Origin of the sequence: Bradyrhizobium sp. NBAIM03, assembly GCF_020194055.1 — a bacterium.
Lineage (GTDB): Bacteria > Pseudomonadota > Alphaproteobacteria > Rhizobiales > Xanthobacteraceae > Bradyrhizobium > Bradyrhizobium yuanmingense.
The window spans coordinates 138,619-156,798 of record NZ_JADYVS010000001.1; the positions used below are offsets into that span (position 1 = coordinate 138,619).

At 64.5% G+C, this 18,180-nt stretch carries 18 protein-coding genes and 1 pseudogene; 12 read left to right on the forward strand and 7 right to left on the reverse strand.

All coding sequences use genetic code 11. The features are described 5' to 3' along the window. Positions 1-423: 423 nt before the first annotated feature. The 3 genes from I6F21_RS00585 (at position 424) to I6F21_RS00595 (ending at position 3,224) form a co-directional block, all read left to right on the forward strand. Positions 424-597: a hypothetical protein gene (locus I6F21_RS00585; RefSeq protein WP_167361675.1), complete on the forward strand. Its 174-nt coding sequence runs from the start codon at positions 424-426 to the stop codon at positions 595-597. 632 nt (positions 598-1,229) lie between these two features. After that, a complete protein-coding gene (locus I6F21_RS00590) occupies positions 1,230-2,768 on the forward strand; it encodes an EAL domain-containing protein (RefSeq protein WP_225139039.1) in 1,539 nt (512 codons plus the stop codon). Between the two features lie 90 nt (positions 2,769-2,858). Continuing rightward, positions 2,859-3,224, forward strand: coding sequence for an antibiotic resistance protein VanZ (locus I6F21_RS00595; RefSeq protein ID WP_036011287.1), 366 nt, complete (start codon positions 2,859-2,861; stop codon positions 3,222-3,224). A 44-nt stretch (positions 3,225-3,268) separates the two neighbouring features. On the opposite strand, the gene I6F21_RS00600 is transcribed toward I6F21_RS00595, so the two are convergent. The 3 genes from I6F21_RS00600 to I6F21_RS00610 all read right to left on the reverse strand — a co-directional run bounded on the left by I6F21_RS00600 (position 3,269) and on the right by I6F21_RS00610 (position 4,736). Continuing rightward, the gene (locus tag I6F21_RS00600) at positions 3,269-3,715 is read right to left on the reverse strand and encodes a CHRD domain-containing protein (RefSeq protein WP_036026578.1); all 447 of its coding nucleotides are present in this window, start codon (positions 3,713-3,715) and stop codon (positions 3,269-3,271) included. Between the two features lie 134 nt (positions 3,716-3,849). Continuing rightward, on the reverse strand, positions 3,850-4,134 hold the full coding sequence (locus I6F21_RS00605; protein WP_036011293.1) for a hypothetical protein: 285 nt from the start codon (positions 4,132-4,134) through the stop codon (positions 3,850-3,852). 158 nt (positions 4,135-4,292) lie between these two features. Further along, on the reverse strand, positions 4,293-4,736 hold the full coding sequence (locus tag I6F21_RS00610; RefSeq protein ID WP_036011297.1) for a hypothetical protein: 444 nt from the start codon (positions 4,734-4,736) through the stop codon (positions 4,293-4,295). A gap of 193 nt (positions 4,737-4,929) precedes the next feature. Here I6F21_RS00610 and I6F21_RS00615 point away from each other — a divergent pair. The 3 genes and pseudogenes from I6F21_RS00615 to I6F21_RS00625 all read left to right on the forward strand — a co-directional run. Then, a pseudogene (locus I6F21_RS00615) lies at positions 4,930-5,235 on the forward strand (hypothetical protein); the annotation flags it as partial. A 126-nt stretch (positions 5,236-5,361) separates the two neighbouring features. After that, a complete protein-coding gene (locus tag I6F21_RS00620; protein WP_036026585.1) occupies positions 5,362-6,030 on the forward strand; it encodes a hypothetical protein in 669 nt (222 codons plus the stop codon). A gap of 34 nt (positions 6,031-6,064) precedes the next feature. Further along, positions 6,065-8,215: an adenylate/guanylate cyclase domain-containing protein gene (locus tag I6F21_RS00625; RefSeq protein ID WP_225139040.1), complete on the forward strand. Its 2,151-nt coding sequence runs from the start codon at positions 6,065-6,067 to the stop codon at positions 8,213-8,215. Positions 8,216-8,418: 203 nt separating this feature from the next. On the opposite strand, the gene pobA is transcribed toward I6F21_RS00625, so the two are convergent. After that, positions 8,419-9,591: a 4-hydroxybenzoate 3-monooxygenase gene (gene pobA / locus I6F21_RS00630; protein ID WP_036011339.1), complete on the reverse strand. Its 1,173-nt coding sequence runs from the start codon at positions 9,589-9,591 to the stop codon at positions 8,419-8,421. Between the two features lie 50 nt (positions 9,592-9,641). Here pobA and I6F21_RS00635 point away from each other — a divergent pair, with 50 nt between their 5' ends. Both I6F21_RS00635 and I6F21_RS00640 read left to right on the forward strand, forming a co-directional pair. Next, a complete protein-coding gene (locus I6F21_RS00635; RefSeq protein ID WP_036011342.1) occupies positions 9,642-10,547 on the forward strand; it encodes a helix-turn-helix domain-containing protein in 906 nt (301 codons plus the stop codon). A gap of 345 nt (positions 10,548-10,892) precedes the next feature. Further along, positions 10,893-11,504, forward strand: coding sequence for an NYN domain-containing protein (locus I6F21_RS00640; protein WP_225139041.1), 612 nt, complete (start codon positions 10,893-10,895; stop codon positions 11,502-11,504). Positions 11,505-11,527: 23 nt separating this feature from the next. Here I6F21_RS00640 and pcaG read toward each other — a convergent pair whose 3' ends face one another. Together pcaG and pcaH are read right to left on the reverse strand one after the other, a co-directional pair. Next, positions 11,528-12,154 carry a protocatechuate 3,4-dioxygenase subunit alpha gene (gene pcaG / locus I6F21_RS00645; RefSeq protein ID WP_225139042.1) on the reverse strand — a complete coding sequence of 209 codons (627 nt, stop codon included), beginning with the start codon at positions 12,152-12,154 and terminating at the stop codon, positions 11,528-11,530. Between the two features lie 5 nt (positions 12,155-12,159). Beyond that, the gene (gene pcaH / locus I6F21_RS00650; protein WP_225139043.1) at positions 12,160-12,948 is read right to left on the reverse strand and encodes a protocatechuate 3,4-dioxygenase subunit beta; all 789 of its coding nucleotides are present in this window, start codon (positions 12,946-12,948) and stop codon (positions 12,160-12,162) included. 90 nt (positions 12,949-13,038) lie between these two features. On the opposite strand from pcaH, the gene I6F21_RS00655 reads away from it, so the two are divergent. The 3 genes from I6F21_RS00655 (at position 13,039) to I6F21_RS00665 (ending at position 17,014) form a co-directional block, all read left to right on the forward strand. Beyond that, the gene (locus I6F21_RS00655) at positions 13,039-13,968 is read left to right on the forward strand and encodes a LysR family transcriptional regulator (RefSeq protein WP_036026598.1); all 930 of its coding nucleotides are present in this window, start codon (positions 13,039-13,041) and stop codon (positions 13,966-13,968) included. 99 nt (positions 13,969-14,067) lie between these two features. Continuing rightward, positions 14,068-15,372 carry a nicotinate phosphoribosyltransferase gene (gene pncB / locus I6F21_RS00660; RefSeq protein WP_036011351.1) on the forward strand — a complete coding sequence of 435 codons (1,305 nt, stop codon included), beginning with the start codon at positions 14,068-14,070 and terminating at the stop codon, positions 15,370-15,372. 328 nt (positions 15,373-15,700) lie between these two features. After that, a complete protein-coding gene (locus tag I6F21_RS00665) occupies positions 15,701-17,014 on the forward strand; it encodes a GGDEF domain-containing protein (RefSeq protein ID WP_225139044.1) in 1,314 nt (437 codons plus the stop codon). An 8-nt stretch (positions 17,015-17,022) separates the two neighbouring features. Here I6F21_RS00665 and I6F21_RS00670 read toward each other — a convergent pair whose 3' ends face one another. Further along, positions 17,023-17,643 (reverse strand): TetR/AcrR family transcriptional regulator, encoded by a 621-nt coding sequence (locus tag I6F21_RS00670; protein ID WP_192893478.1) that lies wholly within the window; start codon positions 17,641-17,643, stop codon positions 17,023-17,025. 51 nt (positions 17,644-17,694) lie between these two features. Between I6F21_RS00670 and I6F21_RS38950 the strand changes: the two genes are divergently transcribed. Further along, positions 17,695-17,961, forward strand: a complete 267-nt coding sequence (locus tag I6F21_RS38950) for a hypothetical protein (protein WP_345960834.1) — start codon at positions 17,695-17,697, stop codon at positions 17,959-17,961. Positions 17,962-18,180: the final 219 nt, after the last annotated feature.

Below are 18,180 nucleotides of genomic sequence, written 5' to 3' on the forward strand. Positions count from 1 at the left end.
AGAACCACGAGCCCGGAGGACGACGAAATCTCGCATCGTTCGGGGGCGATATCCAGCCGGCGATGTTAACCCGTGTTCACGGCGGCAGCAGCCTCGAACGAAGCGGCTGGATGCGCTGTCATCGGGCAGAGTTGCGATCTGCACGATAGGTCTTGCGAAACGTTCTCGAACGTATGGAGCGGCCTCTCGGACGAGACCGCTGAAGAAGCATCCGTGCTTCTACGGAGCGCCATGCACCAACTTCATCGCGGTAAGGTTGAGAGGTTAGCTTAACCCGCGTTGTTTGTTGCGAACTTTCGGCGATCGCTTATCCATCTCGCACCGGGCTCCCCCAAGCCCGGCCCCACCCAAGCAAAGCCGTCGAGCGAACATGGGTCCGCTTGGCGGCTTTGTCGTTGTGTCGACGAGAGGATCATTTCGGTTATGGCGCGCAGGCCCTGGTCGTTCAAGGAAGATCGCCGGCTCATCGAGCTGGCCAAGTCTTCAACCTCGCTGGAGCAGGCAGCGAAAGCTCTCGGGCGCTCGCCCGATGCGATCAAGCGCATGGCGTTGCGGCTTGGTCTTTCCTTGAAGTCGAAGCCGGCAAAGAAGAGCTGATCTTAGAAGTGCCGGCGCTCGCCTCGGCTTCATGTACGGCCGCTGCAGTCCAACGGCCCCGCATCGATAGGGCCAGCCGCCCTTATCCCGGGGTCGTTCCGGTCCGCCATCGTCTTGGACGGTGAGGTGGATTGAGCGGGTTGCCGGCGGTGCCCCGCCAGCCGCCACACTTAATTCTGCGTCCTCTTCTGGGACCCCATCCCTGGGCTGGTTCCGTAGCTGGGCGTCCCCGTTCCCTTGAAGGCGCCGCCCATCGTGTCGGATCCGGAATTCGTGCCCGTGCCACTGCGCGTCGCGGAGGTGGATTGCGTGCCCGATGGCGTGTCTTTGGTCCCCTGCGCCGAGGCCAGAGAGCTCCCGATTGTCAACGCCATCACGAGACTTAACGTCCTGATCATACTGCTCAACTTTCCATGCTTGTTTCTGACCCCGAGCCGCCAGACCATTGGCCGGGCACTGCTCAGGTGGGGCCCTTCGGGCCGGTCTTTCCGTTAAACCCTATCTTAGCCCCCGCTGGCTAGGATCAATCTCCACGCCTTGCTTGAATTTCCGCCCCGCCCTGTTTTCGCCTGAGCCGGATGAGAGTGCTGCGACCAGACCTCCCGTTTGTGGCACTCGTGCTTGCGAGCACGATGGCGTTCGCCTTGGCGGGTCATTTCGCCGCTGGCGCCGTCATTCGCCAGCACCAGGCGCATCAGCTCAATGAGCTCACCGAGGTGGTTCTGCGCCGATCGGAGCTTGCAGTCGATTTCGCTGCGGGCAGCCTGGACGAGCTCGCGCGGCGCAATTTCGCCAGCTGCGAGCCGGCGGCGCTGCAAGCCATCCGCCTGCATGTCTACCAGCGCTCGGCGATCAAAGACGTCCGCCTCGTCAAGCCGGACGGCTCGGTGATCTGCTCGGCCTATTCCGAGACGCTCGAATTCGACAACGGATGGGTGGATCGCCGCGACATGCTGCCTTCGCGCGACAAGACGCTTTCCCTGTTTCGCGTGGAGCAGTTCGGCGGCGACGCCCTGGGCGTGCTCAGGGACGTCAATGGCAACTCCGCCCTGGTCGCCATTGTCGGTGTCAATGCCAGCCTGTTCGACATCATGCCGGCCGAGCTGCGCGCGCACAGCCAGGTGATCCTCGCCTTGAGCAATGGCGAGAAGCTCGGCGAATTCCAGACCGAGGCCGGCAAGTCTGTGCCGGCGCCGATCGGCTTCGAGCGAGCGTCCGCTCGGCTCCCGCTTCATGCCACGATCCGGCTCGAGGACGCGGTGCTGTCGAGCTGGAACAACGAGGCCTATTGGCCAACGCTTGCAGTGGCGCTCGGACTTGGCGCGATCTTCGGCATCCTGCTGGCACGCAACCGCCGCATGGAGGGGCCAGTGGCCGATCTCGACCGGGCGCTGACAGCCGGCGAATTCATGCCATATTACCAACCGATCTTCGACCTCCGGACAGGTCGGATCAAGGGCTGCGAGATTCTGGCGCGCTGGCTGCGCCGCGATGGCTCGGTGGTCCCGCCGATGAATTTCATTCCGCTCGCCGAATCCAGCGGACGCATCCAGGCGATGACCTGGCAGATCCTGGGATCGGCGCTCACCGAGCTCAGGCCATTGCTCAGGGCCGACAAGAATTTCAAGCTGTCGCTGAACGTCGTCCCCAAGCACCTCCTGAGCGCCGGCTTCGTCGAAACACTGCGTCGCACGGTTCTGACGGCACGCGTCTCCGCGCGCCAGATCGTGGTCGAGATCACCGAGCGCGACGAATTGGACGATCTCGCCCGCGCCGCGTCGGTCGTCGCCGAGCTGCGGGACCGCGGCTTCCGCGTCGCCATCGACGACGTCGGCGTCGGCCATAGCGGACTGTCGCGGCTGAAGGGCCTCGGCGCCGATACGATCAAGATCGACAAGTTCTTCGTGGACACGATCACGGTGGACGCATCGACGACCACGATCGTGGAAATGCTGGTGGCGCTTGCCAAGGACCTCAATATGAGCGTGGTCGCCGAAGGCATCGAGACCGAGGAGCAGCTCCGCGCATTGCTCGCCTCCGGCGTCGAGGAAGGCCAAGGCTATCTGGTTGCGCCGCCCCTGCCCGCCGCAAAATTCAATGAGCTCATCAAATCGCGTCGGGCTGCGCAGCCGGATGCGGCGACATCCGGTGCTAAGGCTTTGGTGGCCTGACTGGTCGGCCCCCAGAGGCTTTAACGATACTTTCTAACGATGTTTTCGGCTTTCGAACCGGAGCGGCGACCAACCTTGTATGTTGGCGCCATGCGCAGGAACCACCTCATAGCAGCCGCAAGCATCTGTCTGGCGCTGATCGCCTATGCCACGCTGGCGAAGCTGTCGGGCCGGCCTGCGCTCATGGGTCACCACGAGGCCTATTGGATCGTCGTGATCGAGCGCTTCAGCGCCTATGGCCTGCTCGGCTTCCTGCTGTCGTTCCTGCTGCCGGGACGGTTTAGCCTGGCTTGCTCGCTCGTCATCGCAGTCGCCATGGGGTTGGAGCTGATGCAAGCGTTGATACCCGATCGCGATCCAGGCTTTCTCGACGTGCTGCAGAAGGCGGCGGGCGGCACCGTGGGCGTCATGCTCGCCCAGATGATCCTGGCGTTCCTGCCCAGACCACCTGCCTGAAACGGCGAGCATGGCCTCGGCGGAGCGACCGGGCGACCCGGTCCTTACTTCATCATCTGGCCGCGTAACTCACCGCCTGGGTTGGCGGCCGTGTGAATGTTCGCGTACCATTTTCCGCCCAACAGATCCGCCGCCTGCGCCTCGGTGAGGGTTGCACTGCCTTCGATCGGGCTTTGCGCCGTCTTGAACGGCAGGGCGATGCCGGCATTCTTCCCGGCCTCGCCGGGGCCGTGAAAATGCGCCCCTATCGCCGGTCCCGTCAACCCGGTAAAGGTGACGAGGTAGGTCAGGACCTTCGTTTCGGTGTTGTAGCTCGCCTCCGCCTTGCCCGACCCGGTCGAGCTATTCGGCGGCACTTCATTGCTTCCCTTGAGCTCCGCTCGCAGCTTAACGACCTCCGCACCTGCCGTTCCGCTCGTCGCGCTGACGCCTCCGACCAGCGCCAATGCCCCCAACAGTGCCACGGACCGTCGACACACGGCTTTGCTCATGCACTTCCTCCTGCGGATTTCGTTGGTCCCGCGATGAAAACACCGAGGACTGCCGGACATTCCACCGCAGAGCTTATGCTGATTCGGGACAACGCTCGCGGGAATTAGCCATCGCAAGCGCATCACGCGCCGGCTCAGGCCGCCCCGCGCCTCGTGTGACGCTCGGAGGGAACCAGGAGCTCGGCCATCTTCCGGTGGGTGTCGTGCAGCGCTTCAATGGCGCAGTCGAGATCGAAATCCGCCTCGCGGACGGATGCAAAGAACTTGGCCGTCAGCGCCAGATCGAGCTTGACGCGCGTGGCACCGTCGCGACTCCTGCGACGATCGAGCGACAAATGGATCGCGCGGTCCCTCGCCTCCACAGCATCGCAGCCGCAAAGCGCGCCGAGCTCGTCATATGTCATCCAGATTTGAGGCATGTTCTTCCACCACGCTTGATCTATCGCAGACTAGATAGCTCTCGCTTCTGAAGGCGGAGTTTCTGCAGCGCGAATTCGAGCCAACAACGTCAACGCAATGCTAAGCGCGGCGCAGACGTGAGCCGGGTGGACTGGCGCAGCTTGTTGCCGATCCACTGTCACTTGGGCGCGCCCGTCGTGAACGGATGCCGCGGCCGTGAACGGCTGTCGAGCCTCTTGGGCAGCTTGTCGGCCTTGAGCTTCACGACCGCGCCCCGGGGGTCAGGAGCCGGCGCCTCTTCCTGGCTGTAGATCAGCGTCGCTTCGAATCTCACGTCGGGCGCTTGGCGGGCCGTTCCCGAACAGGTCGCCATCGCCCCGCTATAAACGCCGGAGAGCTCGACCTCGACCTCGTCCAGCCCGAACACGGTCGGCGGCCCGTCGGCATGTCGCCGCGTGGTCAGGACGGCCGTGAAATGCCGGTCGTTGTCGAACTGATAGGAGCCGCCATAATTGAAGAAGCTGTCGCTGCCCGAGATCCGTCCCTGGGCCAGATGCACGATGCCGGTGCCTTGCGCGTGCGCTGTTCTGAACCACGCCGCGTATTTGCCCTCTTTCAGCATGGAAACATCCACCCGTAATTTCCACGTGTATTTGCAACGAAGCTTGAGGCGCGACAATGACCGACACGACGAGCATTCCGCCACGGTTAACGCCCTGCAAAATCAATCCGTTAAATTTCTGCGGCCGCACGCGGCGGCGGCGACGTCAAAACAATTCGATGCCGTCGTCAGCCGTTTCCACGACTTCGACGCGACGCGACGGCCGTACAAGGAGCCAATGCCGCTCGAGGCCGCGCGCGGCTACCTGGTCGAGAACGCCGGGCGACAGTTCGATCCTGGCTGCGTCGAGGCTTTCCTGTTGCGCTGGGACGAGGTGGTCGAGATCGCCGGCGGTCAGCGGACAAGTCCCTTGCCGGTCGCCGCGGCCCCTCCCGCTCCCGATATAGAGCGTGCAGCAGCGAGCTCGTCAGACGCGCGCCGTCCCGCGTCCCGACCGCCTGACCCGATCGATCCGCCAACATCTTGCCGCGGCACCATTTTTCTCCGGTCGCCGGTTTGAACCTGTTCCTGCTAAAGTGGCACCAAGACCTGAGAGTGATTCTGGTCACACTTGCCCCGGCGCCCTGCTGCTAGGCATCGAACCAGGACGGGCACCAGAGCATCGTCGAATTGGATGAGAATTCCCATGAAAAGCCTGATCGGCGCCTGTGTCGGCGCATTCTGCCTTGCGGCCCCCGCTTGGGCGGAGACTCCCGCCGCGATCGTCGAGGACGTCCAGGGCAAGGTCGACGGCATCGCGTTCATGGATTACGTGGCGCCAGGCAAGATCATCAAGCTCGGGCCAAAGGCGAGCATCACGCTCAGCTACCTGAAATCCTGCCAGCGCGAGACCATCAGCGAAGGTGTCGTCCTGGTCGGCGCCGAGCAGAGCACCGTTCAGCTGGGCGAGGTCAAGCGGGAAAAGGTGCCCTGCGATACCAATGCGGCAAAACTGTCCGAGCGCGAGGCGAACCAGAGCGCCGCAACGACCTTCCGCACCATGCGCTCGGACGCCAAGGGCGGGCCCGCCAAGCTGCCGACGCTCTACGGCGTCTCGCCACTGGTGCAGGCCAAAGTCGGCAGCACGCTGGTGATCGAACGCACCGACGGCAAGGAGCCCACGATCAGCGTCCCGCTCAAGCGCGATGCCATGGTCGGCGGCAAGTTCTATGATTTTGCCAAGGCCGGAAAGACATTGACCCCGGGCGGCAGCTACCTCGCCATTCTCGGTGCCAAACGCTACACCTTCCAGATCGACGCCAGCGCCACCTCCTCGCCGACCCCGATCATCGGCCGCCTGCTGCGGCTCGAATAGGCGGACTCGAATAAGCGGAGTTGGCGACGGGGCGATGCGGCGGATCGGGGGACGGGACATCGTTGCGGCAATCCTGATCGCGCTCCTTGCGGGCGCGATCTTCACGTCCCCGCCGCTGCAGACACTGCAAGGCCTCTCGCTCGACATCCTCACCGCACTGCGTGGGAAGGTTGTCGGCGAGCGCCGCGATCCCGCGACGTCGCCGGTCGTCGTCGTGGCGATCGACGGCGAAACCTACGAGACCCCGCCCTTCAAGGGATCGCCGACGCAGACCTGGACGCGCGAGATCGGCCGGGTGCTCGGCAGTATCAGCGACGGCGGCGCCAAGGTGATAGGCTTCGACGTCATCTTCAAGAACTCGATCGAGCAATCCGAGATTCCCTTTGGCGACGCGCCGCTCGGCGCCCGGATGCGCGGATTTGACCGGGACTATCTGATCGCGCTGCGGCAGATCTCCGACAACGGCAAGCTCGTGCTCGGCGAGATCCTGAGCAACGACCATCCGGAAATGCCCTACCGTGCGCAGCGGCTGGCGGTGCGAAACAACGTCCGCGCGCTCAATGTCCACACCGACGCCGACGATGTCATCCGGCGGATGCCGCTCAGCTTCTCGATCGAGGGCAAGCCGGTGCCCACAATGGCGGCCGAGCTCGCCGCCCGCGCGCTCGGCGCGAAGGTCGAGATGGCGCCATCCGGCGCGGCTGGGCTGTCCGGCTACGCAATCCCGAGCACTGTACCGAACACGCTGACGCTCAACTTCCGCGGCCTCAGCCGCGACGTTCCGACCTTCTCCTTTGCCGATCTGCGCGCCTGCGTCGAAAAAGGCGACCGCGATTTCTTCCGGCGCGCCTTCGAGGGCAAGGTCGTGCTGCTCGGGACCGTCCTCAACTTCGAGGACCGCAAGCTCACCTCGATGCGCTTGTCCGGCGGCTATGACGGAACGCCGTCGGCGCGATGTGCCCCGCCCGCGGCTGCCGGCACCGCGCAAAAGGCCCGCAGCGACGTCGCCGGTGTGTTCGTGCACGCCGCTGCGGTCCGAAACCTGATCGAGCGCGATGCCGTGACCGAGCTCGGCTTTCCCTCGCGCACCCTTCTCACGATCGCGTTCGCGGCCGTCATCGCCTGCGCGGCCGGCGTGTTTGCGCCGAGTGGCGCCCTGATCGCCTGGCTCGGTCTCACCATCGCCTACGCGGTCGCTGCCGTCGGCGCATTCGTCCATGCCTTGGCGCTGCCGCTGACCGAGCCGGCGCTCGCCAGCCTTGCCGCGCTCGCGATCATGATCGGGTATCGCTTCGTGCTGGCCGACCGCGACGAGCGCTTCCTGCGCAAGAGCTTTGCCTTTTACCTCGCGCCCGAGGTGATCGAGACCATGGTCGCCTCCGGCAAGATGCCGGCGCTCGGCGGCGAGATGCGCAACGTCACCATGTTCTTCTCCGACCTCAGCGGTTTCTCGTCGATCGCCGAGACGATGACGCCGGTCGAGCTGGTGACGCTGATGAACGAATATCTGTCCGCCATGACCGACATCATCGAAGGTCATGGCGGTTACGTCGACAAATATATCGGCGATTCCATCGTCGCCATGTTCGGCGCCCCGGCCGACGATCCCGCCCACGCGCGCAATGCGGTGCGTGCTGCGCTGAAGTGCCACGAGACGCTGGCCGAGCTCAATGAAGGCCATCCCGCCTTCGCCGGTCACGGCCTGTCGCACCGTATCGGGCTCAACAGCGGCGAAGCCGTGGTCGGCAACATCGGCTCGCGCCGCCGCTTCAACTACACCGTGATGAGCGACACCGTGAACGTCGCCTCGCGGCTCGAAGGCGCCAACAAATATTACGGCACCGCGATCATGGCCTCGGAAACCACGATGGCGCAGACCGGCGATAGCTTCGCCTGGCGCGAGCTCGATGCGATCAGGGTGCAGGGACGCGGCGAGGCGATCAGGGTGTTCGAGCCGCTGGCGGAAACCGGCGCGGAAAGCGCCGAGCAGGCCAAGGTCGCCGCAGCCTATGCGGAAGGGCTGGCGTGCTGGCGGGCACGGGAGTTTGCCAAGGCGGCCGACGCGTTCGAGGGAGTGGCGGAAGTTGATCCGGCGTCCGCGCTGTTCGCAAAACGCGCAAATGCATTGACTGCCAATCCGCCGCCGCCGGAGTGGACGCCGGTGAACACGCTGGAAGGAAAGTAGCGACGTCAACCGCGGGCGTACTTGCCCTCTCCCCTTGTGGGAGAGGGTGGCTCGCCGCGTAGCGGCGAGACGGGTGAGGGGTCTCTCTCCGCGCGCGCTTCTCTCAATAAGCCCGCGGAGAGAGACCCCTCATCCGGCGCTTCGCGCCACCTTCTCCCACAAGGGGAGAAGGAAGAGAACGTCCGCATCGCTCGCCTCAGAATTCAGAACGGCAGCCCCGTATAATTCTCCGCAAGCAGACGCTGCGCCGTCTCGGACGAGAGCAGGTAGTCGAGCTCCGTCTGCTGCAGACGATCCTCATATTCGATCCGGTCGGGGAAGCGGTGCAGCATCATCGTCATCCACCAGGAGAAGCGTTGTGCCTTCCAGATTCGCGCAAGCGCCTTGGCGGAATAGCCCTTGAGACCGGCATCGTCGCCGCTCTGATAATGCGCGAGCAGCGCGTGATAGAGATAGTAGATGTCGGACGCCGCGCTGTTCAATCCGCGCGCGCCGGTCGGCGGCACGATGTGCGCGGCATCGCCGGCGAGGAACAGGCGGCCATAGCTCATCGGCTCGGCGACGAAGCTGCGCAAGGGCGCGATGCTCTTCTCGATCGACGGGCCGGTGATCAGACGGCCGGCGACCTCGTCCGGCAGGCGGCGCTTCAGCTCGGCCCAGAACGCGTCGTCGCTCCAGTCCTCCACCTTGTCGGTCAAAGGCACCTGGATGTAGTAGCGGCTCAGCACCTGCGAGCGCAGCGAGCACAGTGCAAAGCCGCGCTCGTGCTTCACGTAGATCAGCTCGGGTGATACCGGTTTCGTGCGCGACAGCACGCCGAGCCAGCCGAACGGATAGACCTTCTCATATTCGCGCAGCACGTCCTTCGGGATCGACTTGCGGCTGACGCCATGGAAGCCGTCGGCGCCGACGATGTAGTCGCAATCGACGCGGAGCGTCTGCCCGTTCGAGCGATACGTCACATAGGGCCGATCCGACGTCAGATCGTGCGGCGTGACGTCCTCGGCATTGTGCACGACCTTGCCGCCGATCCGGTCGCGTGCCTCGTAGAGGTCGCGCGTCAACTCGGTCTGGCCGTAGACCAGGACCGAATTGCCGCCGGAATGCTTGTGCAGGTCGATGTGGGAGAGCACGCCGTCATGGGCGATCTCGAACCCGTTGTGGATCTCGCCCTCGCGGTCCATCCGCTCGCCGCATTGCGCTTCGCGCATCAGCTTCGCAAAGCCGTGCTCGAGCACGCCGGCGCGGATCCGTGCCAGCACGTGGTCGCGGCTGTATTTCTCCAGCACGATGGTGTCGATGCCCTTGAGGTGCAGGAGCTGGGACAGCAACAGCCCGGACGGCCCGCCGCCGATGATACAGACCTGAACTTTCATTTTTGCGTCCTCCCGTCGGCATTTTTTTGCATACGTTAAGGCGCAAGCCGATGGAGGGTTTCGCCTTTGTCTTGTACTATTCGAACATGAGAAGCGCGGCCCCCGCCCCGGCCATCCGGGTCTACAATCTGTTCGGCGAGTCCGGCGATCTGCCCGATGTCGTGCATTGCGAGACGATCGCCTCGCGTTCGGTGCTGCACGACTGGACGCTGGCCGTGCACCGCCATGCCCGGCTGCACCAGGTGCTGCTGATTGAGCGCGGAGGCGGCGAGGCGACGCTCGATGGGCGCGTGGTGCCGCTGAGGCCGATGCAGATCGTCAACGTGCCGGTCGGCCACGTCCACGGCTTCCGCTTCGTGCCCGATACGCAAGGGTGGGTGTTGACCATCGCCGCGGAGATCCTCGACGAAGCGCTGCTCGCCGCCGAGGGCCTGCGCGGTGCGCTGTCGCGGTCGGCCGTGGCGCGCGGCACGCCGCAGATTCGCGCCACGATGAAGCAGATTTTCGCCGAGCACGCCGCGCGCGACTTCGGCCGTGCGCATGTGCTCCGCGCCTTGTCGTCGGCCATGATCGGGCTCGTGGCCCGCGCGCTCACGGGCGAGAGCGGCGGCAACGGCACCGCGGAAAGCGGGTTGTTCCGCCGCTTCGAGGCGCTGCTGGAGCAGCATCATCTGGAGCGCTGGAGCGTCGCCGACTATGCCGAGGCGCTGTCGGTGACACCGACGCATCTCAACCGGATCACGCGGGCGGCGACCGGCGACACCGCCTCGCATCTGATCCTCAATCGCCTGATCCGGGAGGCGCGGCGCAACCTCGTCTACACCAACCTGCCGGTCTCGACCATCGCCTACGCCCTCGGCTTCGAGGACCCCGCCTATTTCAGCCGGGTCTACGCCGCCGCCACGGGGGTCTCACCGCGCGCCTTTCGCGCCCGGCTCCATGGCGGCGAAGGCTGAACCACCGGACAAAGGATCAGGGCACGTCTGATCGACGCGCCCCGGATCCGCGATGTCTCTCGTTGCCACTTACCTTCGTATATAGCGCCCTATCCTTTGGATAGAGGCGCTTTACCTCCGTACAATTGAGCGCGGCACGCCCTCGCCCTAGCGTAACGGCATTCGGCGCCCTGGCGCTGGTGGCATGGAACCTCCCTAACCTCGGCGCAAGGCGGCCAACCCTGTCCGGTCGTCTGCGCCGCCTTTTCAGCAAAGCCATCGGCGCCTTCAGTTATTCCCGCCGATACGCCGCGCCATTTCGGCTGGACGGTCGGCTTTCGTGCCGAACCCGGGGAGTTGTGCATAATGTCTTCGCTTGGGAAGAGCGCGCTCTTTATCGACGGCTCCAATTTCCATGCCACCGCCAAGGCGCTCGGCTTCGAGATCGACTACAGACGCCTGCTCAGTGAATTTCAAAGCCGAGCTACGCTGTTACGGGCCTTCTACTACACGACCATCATCGAGGATCAGGAATATTCGTCGATCCGCCCCTTGATCGATTGGCTCGACTACAACGGCTTCACCGTCGTCACCAAACTCGCCAAGGAGTTCGTCGACCCCGCTACCGGCCGCCGCAAGGTGAAGGGCAGCATGGATGTGGACCTCGCCGTAAGCGCGATGGAGCTTGCCCAGCACGTCGATCAGATCGTGTTGTGCTCGGGCGATGGGGATTTCCGTTCGCTGGTCGAAGCCTTGCAACGCCGCGGCGTCCGCGTGACCGTCGTCTCCACACTCTCCACTCAGCCGCCCATGATCGCCGACGACCTGCGCCGGCAGGCGGACATGTTCATCGATCTGGTGGAGTTGAAGCCAAAAGTGGGGCGCGATCCACCCGATCGACCGGTATCGCGCGAAATGCGGCAGCCACCGCAATTCCTCGCGCGCGGAACCATCAGGCGCGACGACCGGGTGGAATGATCGAAGGACGCCGGCCCGACACCTCACACGTCGAAGAACACCGTCTCCTCCGGCCCCTGCAGATTGATCGTGAAGGAATACACGACCTTGCCGGCGCGCTCGCTGCGGGTTGCGATCAATGTCTTGCGGCGCACCGGCTGCTCGATCAGGTTGAGCACGGGATCGGCGGCGTTGGCCGCCTCTTCGTCCGAGAAATAGAGCCGCGTGTTGAGGCCGATATTGATGCCGCGCGCGACGATCCAGACGTTGACGTGCGGCGCGCATTTGCGCCCCGTCCTGTCGGTGATCGCACCCGGCTTGATGGTCTCGAAAGTGACGAGGCCGCTGTCGAAGTCGGAGCCGGCGCGGCCCCAGCCGCGAAACTCGTCATCCAGCACGCCGGCGGAGCGGTCGGCGGGGTGGTTGTAGCGGCCGGCCGCATTGGCCTGCCAGATCTCCAGCAGCACGTCGCGCAGCGGCGTGCCGGTGCCGTCGAGCACCTTGCCCTCCAGCGTGATGCACTCGCCCTTGGTGTTCGGCGTCACCAGGACGTTGGAGAAGTTCTTCTCGAAGATGTCGAAGCCGGCCATAGCCGGGATCAGGCCGATATGGACGTAGGGCCCGGCGGTCTGCGAGGCGGTTTCCTTGAGATAATTGAGCGGTTGCGGCATGGGCTCTAGTTCCCCGCGGTGCGATTTTCGAAATAGGTGGAGCGCTGGCCGCGCAGCACGATGTCGAAGCGGTAGGCGAGCGAGTCGAACGGCGTCGAGGCGTTGAGGTCGAGCGGCGCCACGAGGCGGTCGAGCGCGTCCTTGTCCGGGATCGTCGTCAGGATCGGGCAGACCGGGATCAGCGGATCGCCTTCGAAATACATCTGCGTGATCAGCCGCTGCGCAAAGCCCGAGCCGAACACCGAGAAGTGGATGTGGGCGGGGCGCCAGCTGTTGACGTAGTTGCGCCAGGGATAGGGGCCCGGCTTCACGGTGCGGAAGTAATAGTAGCCGGTGTCGTCGGTGAGCGCGCGGCCGCAGCCGCCGAAATTCGGATCGATCGGCGCCAGATAGGTGTCCTTCTTGTGCCGGTAGCGGCCGCCGGCATTGGCCTGCCAGAACTCGACCAGCGTGTTCGGAACGCCCCGGCCGGTCTCGTCCAGCACGCGGCCGTGGACGATGATGCGCTCGCCGACGGGATCGCCGTCCTTGGCGTAGTTGCGGATCAAATCATTGTCGAGCGGGCCGAGATCGTTGTGGCCGAACACCGGCCCCGTGATCTCCGAGATCGAGTTCTCCAAGGACAGCAGCGACTGGCGCGGCGAGCGCAGCACCGAGGACTTGTAGCCTGGCGCATGCGCCGGCGGATGCATCGCGCGGTCGCGCTGGAAGAAGCCGCCGTCGCCGAGCGGCGGCGTCAAGGGCTCGGGACGATTGAGGCGGGGATCCCGCAAGGCTGGCGCCTGGGCATTCATCGGCGTTGTCTCTCCCTGGGAGCCCGGGGTCGGGCGGCTTATCGGAAGAGCATGAGCCAGCCTATTCTCAAGATAAATAGATGAATTATAATGAATTGCATGAAGGAAATCGATCATTTGGCCCTCGACGGCCATGCCCTCGAGCTGTTCCTGGCGGTGCTGGAGGAAGGCTCGGTGACGGCGGCAGCGACGCGGCTCGGCCTCACCCAGTCTGCCGTCAGCCATGGGTTGAACAAGCTGCGGCGGATTGCCGGCGATCCGCTGTTCGCCAAGTCCGGCCGTGGCATCGTTGCGACGGCCCATGCGCAGGCACTGGCCGGCAAGGCACGCGCGCTGATCGACGAGATGCGCAGCTTCGCCGGGGGCGTCAGCTTTGAGCCGCCCCGCGCACAGCTGTCGTTGACGATCGCGGCCAACGATTTCCAGCGCGACCTGCTGCTGCCGCGGTTCTTCGATCACGTCGCCGCACAAGTGAAGGGCCTGAATTTGCGCGTGATCCCCTCGCAATCGCCCTCGCCCGCGATGCTGCGCGAAAACCGCTGCGACCTCCTGATCACGCCGCTGCCGCCGTCCGGCGTCGACATCGTGCAGAAGCGGCTGCTGAGGGATCACTACGTCTGCTACTACGATCCCAAAGCGCGCGCAGCGCCGGCCAGCCGCAGCGCTTATCTCGCGGCGCGTCACATCACCGTGGTCTATACCGACAATGAGCGGCTCGACTTCGACCGCCGGCTGGCAGCGAACGGGCTCCACCGCGACATCGCGATCTCCGTGCCGAGCTTCTCCGGCGTGCCGTCGTTCCTGCGCGGCTCACAGATGCTGGCGAGCATGCCGAGCCTGCTCGCGTCCGGCGTAATGCGTGGCTTTACGCAAACACCGATCCCGCTGGCGTCGCGCACGAAGACCCTGGCCGAGCTGCCGATGTTCATGGTCTGGCACCAGCGCTACCAGAAGGACCCGGCCCACCGCTGGGTCAGGAGCCAACTCGAGGCCGTCGCGGCGACGGCCGCCACGTTCTGACCTGCCGTTCTCATGCCCTGATAGCAGGCGCCGCGCTCCGCAAGACTGCCCTTCCCAAACCCACTGGTTGCGCAGGGGGAGCCGCGCTAAAATCCCCCCATGACAGTGACTGACATTGCGAACCGGACCTACAATCACAGCTGGCGGCTGGATCCCATTATCCGCAGCCTGCTCGATACCGACTTCTACAAACTATTGATGTTGCAGATGATTCGGGAGGATTACCCGAGTCAGAATGTGACCTTCTCGGTCATCAACCGCTCGCGCCATGTGCGCCTTGCCGAGATCATCGACGAGGGCGAGCTGCGCGCCCAGCTCGACCATGCCCGCACCATCCGCTTCACCAAGAAGGAGCTGATCTGGCTGGCCGGCAACACCTTCTACGGCAAGACCCATATGTTCTCGGCGGATTTCATCCGCTGGCTGGCGGAATTCCGCCTTCCCGAATACGAGCTGCGCAAGGTCGAGGGCCAGTACGAGCTGCATTTTCACGGGCCCTGGACCCACACCACGATGTGGGAGATTCCGGCGCTTGCGATCCTCAACGAGCTGCGTTCGCGTGCGGCCATGAAGGGCCGCGGCCGCTTCGAGCTCGACGTGCTCTACGCCCGCGCCAAGGCCAAGTTGTGGACCAAGGTCGAACGGCTGCGCCAGCTCGAGAACCTGCGGCTCTCCGACTTCGGCACGCGTCGCCGCCACGGCTTCCTCTGGCAGCGCTGGTGCGTCGAGGCGGTGAAGGAAGGCCTCGGCCCCTCCTTCATCGGCACCTCCAACGTGCTTCTCGCGATGGACAACGATCTCGAAGCCATCGGCACCAACGCGCACGAGCTGCCGATGGTGGCCGCCGCGCTCGCCAGAGACGACGAGGAATTGCGCTGGGCGCCCTACCGCATTCTCGACCAGTGGCGTCAGACTTACGGCGGCAACCTCCTGATCGCGCTGCCCGACGCCTTCGGTACCAGGACCTTCCTCCGCGATGCACCGGAATGGGTCGCCGATTGGACCGGCTTCCGCCCCGACAGCGCGCCGCCGATCCAGGCTGGGGAGGAAATCATCGCCTGGTGGCAGAAGCAGGGTCGCAACCCCAAGGACAAGCTGCTCGTCTTCTCCGACGCGATGGACGTCGGCTCGATCGAGGACACCTATCGCCACTTCGCAGGGCGCGTGCGGCTCTCCTTTGGCTGGGGCACCAACCTCACCAACGATTTCGTCGGCTGCACGCCGGACGGCTCGATCAGCCTCGATCCGATCTCGCTGGTCTGCAAGGTCTCATCAGTCGACGGCCGTCCGGCCGTCAAGCTCTCCGACAATCCGGAGAAGGCGACCGGCCTGCCCTCGGAAATCGAGCGTTATCTGCGCGTGTTCGGCGACGCCGGTCGCGTGCGCAAGCCGGTGCTGGTGTAGGACACACGTCCACGGAGAGCGTGTAGCGCCCGTCCGCCGCTACGTCGTCATTGCGAAGAGCTCTTGCGACGAAGCAATCCAGAATGAAGCCGCGGAGGCAGGCTGGATTGCTTCGCTGCGCTCGCAATGACAAGGCATTGGTTCGCGATATCGCATCAGCTCCGATTTCGCGGCATTTGAAACGATCTGCGTGCATCCACGTCACATTACCTTCACCCTCCGTCACAATCCCTCGCACTTTTCAGGTCCAGTTAAGCAACCATCTCGTCTACTTTGCGTTGCAGGCGCAACGCCCCTGCCGGGCGCGTCGATCGACTTGGGGACTGGTGTGTTTCGCAGAACAGCGGCGTCGGCGGAGGGCGGCAACCTCCTTCACGTCATCAAGCTCGTCTCGCCTTTCGTGATGGTCGTCGTGCTGCAGGCGGCGATCGCCGGATTCAGTCTCGAGGTGATGTCGTCGGTCCGCGCCTATGTCGCCGGCGAAGCACTCTGGTCGCGCTCGCAGAAGAACGCGGTCTACTTCCTCAATCTCTATCTGCATTCGGGCGAACCGAGCCAGTTCGCGCAATATCAGGCTTCACTCGCCGTCCCCATCGGCGACGAGTTCGCACGCTGGGCGCTGGAACGCGATCCGGTCGACGTCGAGGCCGCCCGCGTCGGCTTTCTCCAAGGCGGCAACCATCCCGATGACGTCCCGGGACTGATCTGGCTGTTTCGCTATTTCAATCGCGTCAGCTTCCTCCAGGACGCGATCAGGGAATGGGCCGCCACCGATCCCATGCTGCTGGAGCTCAGCGTGTTCGGCGAGGTCATCCGATCCGAGCTGAAGAAAGGTCCCATTCAGGACGACGACCGCCTGCAATTCCTGTCGTCGCGGCTATCGGAGCTCAATGCCCAGTTCACGGTGCACGCCAAGCAATTCTCCACCGTCCTCGGCGAAGGATCCCGGGCGATCAAGCTGACGCTGACGGGCATCAACATCATCACGGCTGCGGCGCTGATCCTGCTCCTGATCTGGCATACGCGGCGCCTGGTGCGGCAACGGCAGACCTTCGAAGACGCCTTGCATGCCGAGAAGGAGCGCCTGGCCTGGCAGGCATCGCATGATTGGTTGACCGGCCTCTCCAACCGCCGCGCCTTCGAGGCGCGCCTGCAAGCCGAGCTGGACAATGCCGCGGCGGGTGCGCTCGCCCTCATCCTGCTCGACCTCGACCAGTTCAAGAGCGTCAACGACAGTTGCGGCCACCTCGCCGGCGACCGCCTGCTCTGCCAGGTCTCGCGCCTGCTGCAGCAGGACCGGCATGCGCATGATCTGGTGGCCCGGCTCGGCGGCGACGAATTCGGCCTGATCCTGCCGCGATGCTCGCCCTTCGATGCCGTCGACATCGCCGAGCGTCTGCGCCGGTCGCTGGAGCTGTTCAATTTCGCCTGGGACGACCGTTGCTTTGCCGTGACCGCCAGCATCGGCGTCGCCTGCATCGCCGACGGCAACATCACGCTCGAGGATGCGATGCGACGCGCGGATGCGGCCTGCTACCGCGCCAAGGAAAAGGGCCGCAACCGCGTTCAGGTCGAGAACGGGCGATCGGACGTTGTCGTCGTTGCGCCACGCCCGCGCGAAGCGGTCGCTGCACGAGGGTAATGGCATCGTCACCGCAGGGGCAGAATTCCAAGTCCTGCGAGATGGGTGTCGACGAATTGTTCGATCTGCTGGCGCAGCATCTGCGACGGCACGGCCACCATGCGCTCCTCGAGGCCGAGCGAGATGATGCCATGCACGGCGGAAAACAGCGTGCGCGACAGCAGCGCAATCTTCACGTCGTCCGCATCCGGCAATAGCCGCACCAGGGGCGGATGCATCAGCGCGAACGCATCCATCACCATCTGGAGGATGTCGTCCGGATAGGGGCGATCGTCCTCCATCCGATGCTCGAACAGGGAACGCAGCAAATTGGCGTGCGCGGCGAAGAAGTCGAGATAAGTCTCGGCGAGCCCATAAAGCTGGCGGACCGGATCCTCGGCGGGAACAGCACGGAGCCGGGCCGTGAGCGCCTGAACCGTTTCCCGGTTCACCGTCAGAATGACCCCGTCGAAGTCGCCAAACTCGTTATAGACGCTGCCGACCGAGCAGCCGGCCGCCTCGGCAACATCCCGAACCTTCAATGATCTCAGCCCCTTAGCTGAGATGATGCCGCGGGCAATTTCGACGATCTGGAGCCGGCGCCGAAATTTTTTCTGGTCGCGCAGCGATTCTTCTTGAACATTGTTCATTTTCAAGCTACTCATGTGAACATTGTTCAATCTAACCCGGAGACCTGGAAAATGCAAACCCTTGCTGTCGATATCGCCACCACCTTCGTCGATGACGCCGCCGCCCTCGTCGCCGGCTTTGGCCGGGCCCTGCTGCGGCTGGCCATGGCCCCGGTCAATCGCATCGCCAACGCCTGCGACGTTGCCGGTGTGCTCGCCGAACGCCGGGGGACTCTTCGGATGTGGCGGGCGAGCCGTGCCCGTGCCCGTCACGAGGGCCGCCGGTTCAGCCTGCTCGGCCGCTTCTCGCCGTTTCGCCACCTCGCCCATCTCACCTGAGGCGCGCACGCGGGTCGGCTCGAATGCAAGCGCCGGCTGCAAGGATGGACTTAACCATGTCCGGACGGGCGTGGCCGATCCGGCGGATTTCGACGATGCGGTTCAGTCTTTCCTTCATCGCCCGGCGCCATATCCGGGCGAGCGAGGCCGCTCCGCCCGGCCTCGACCGGATATTTGCGAACCTAACGATGCCGATTGGAGACCAACAGGATCGGAGGA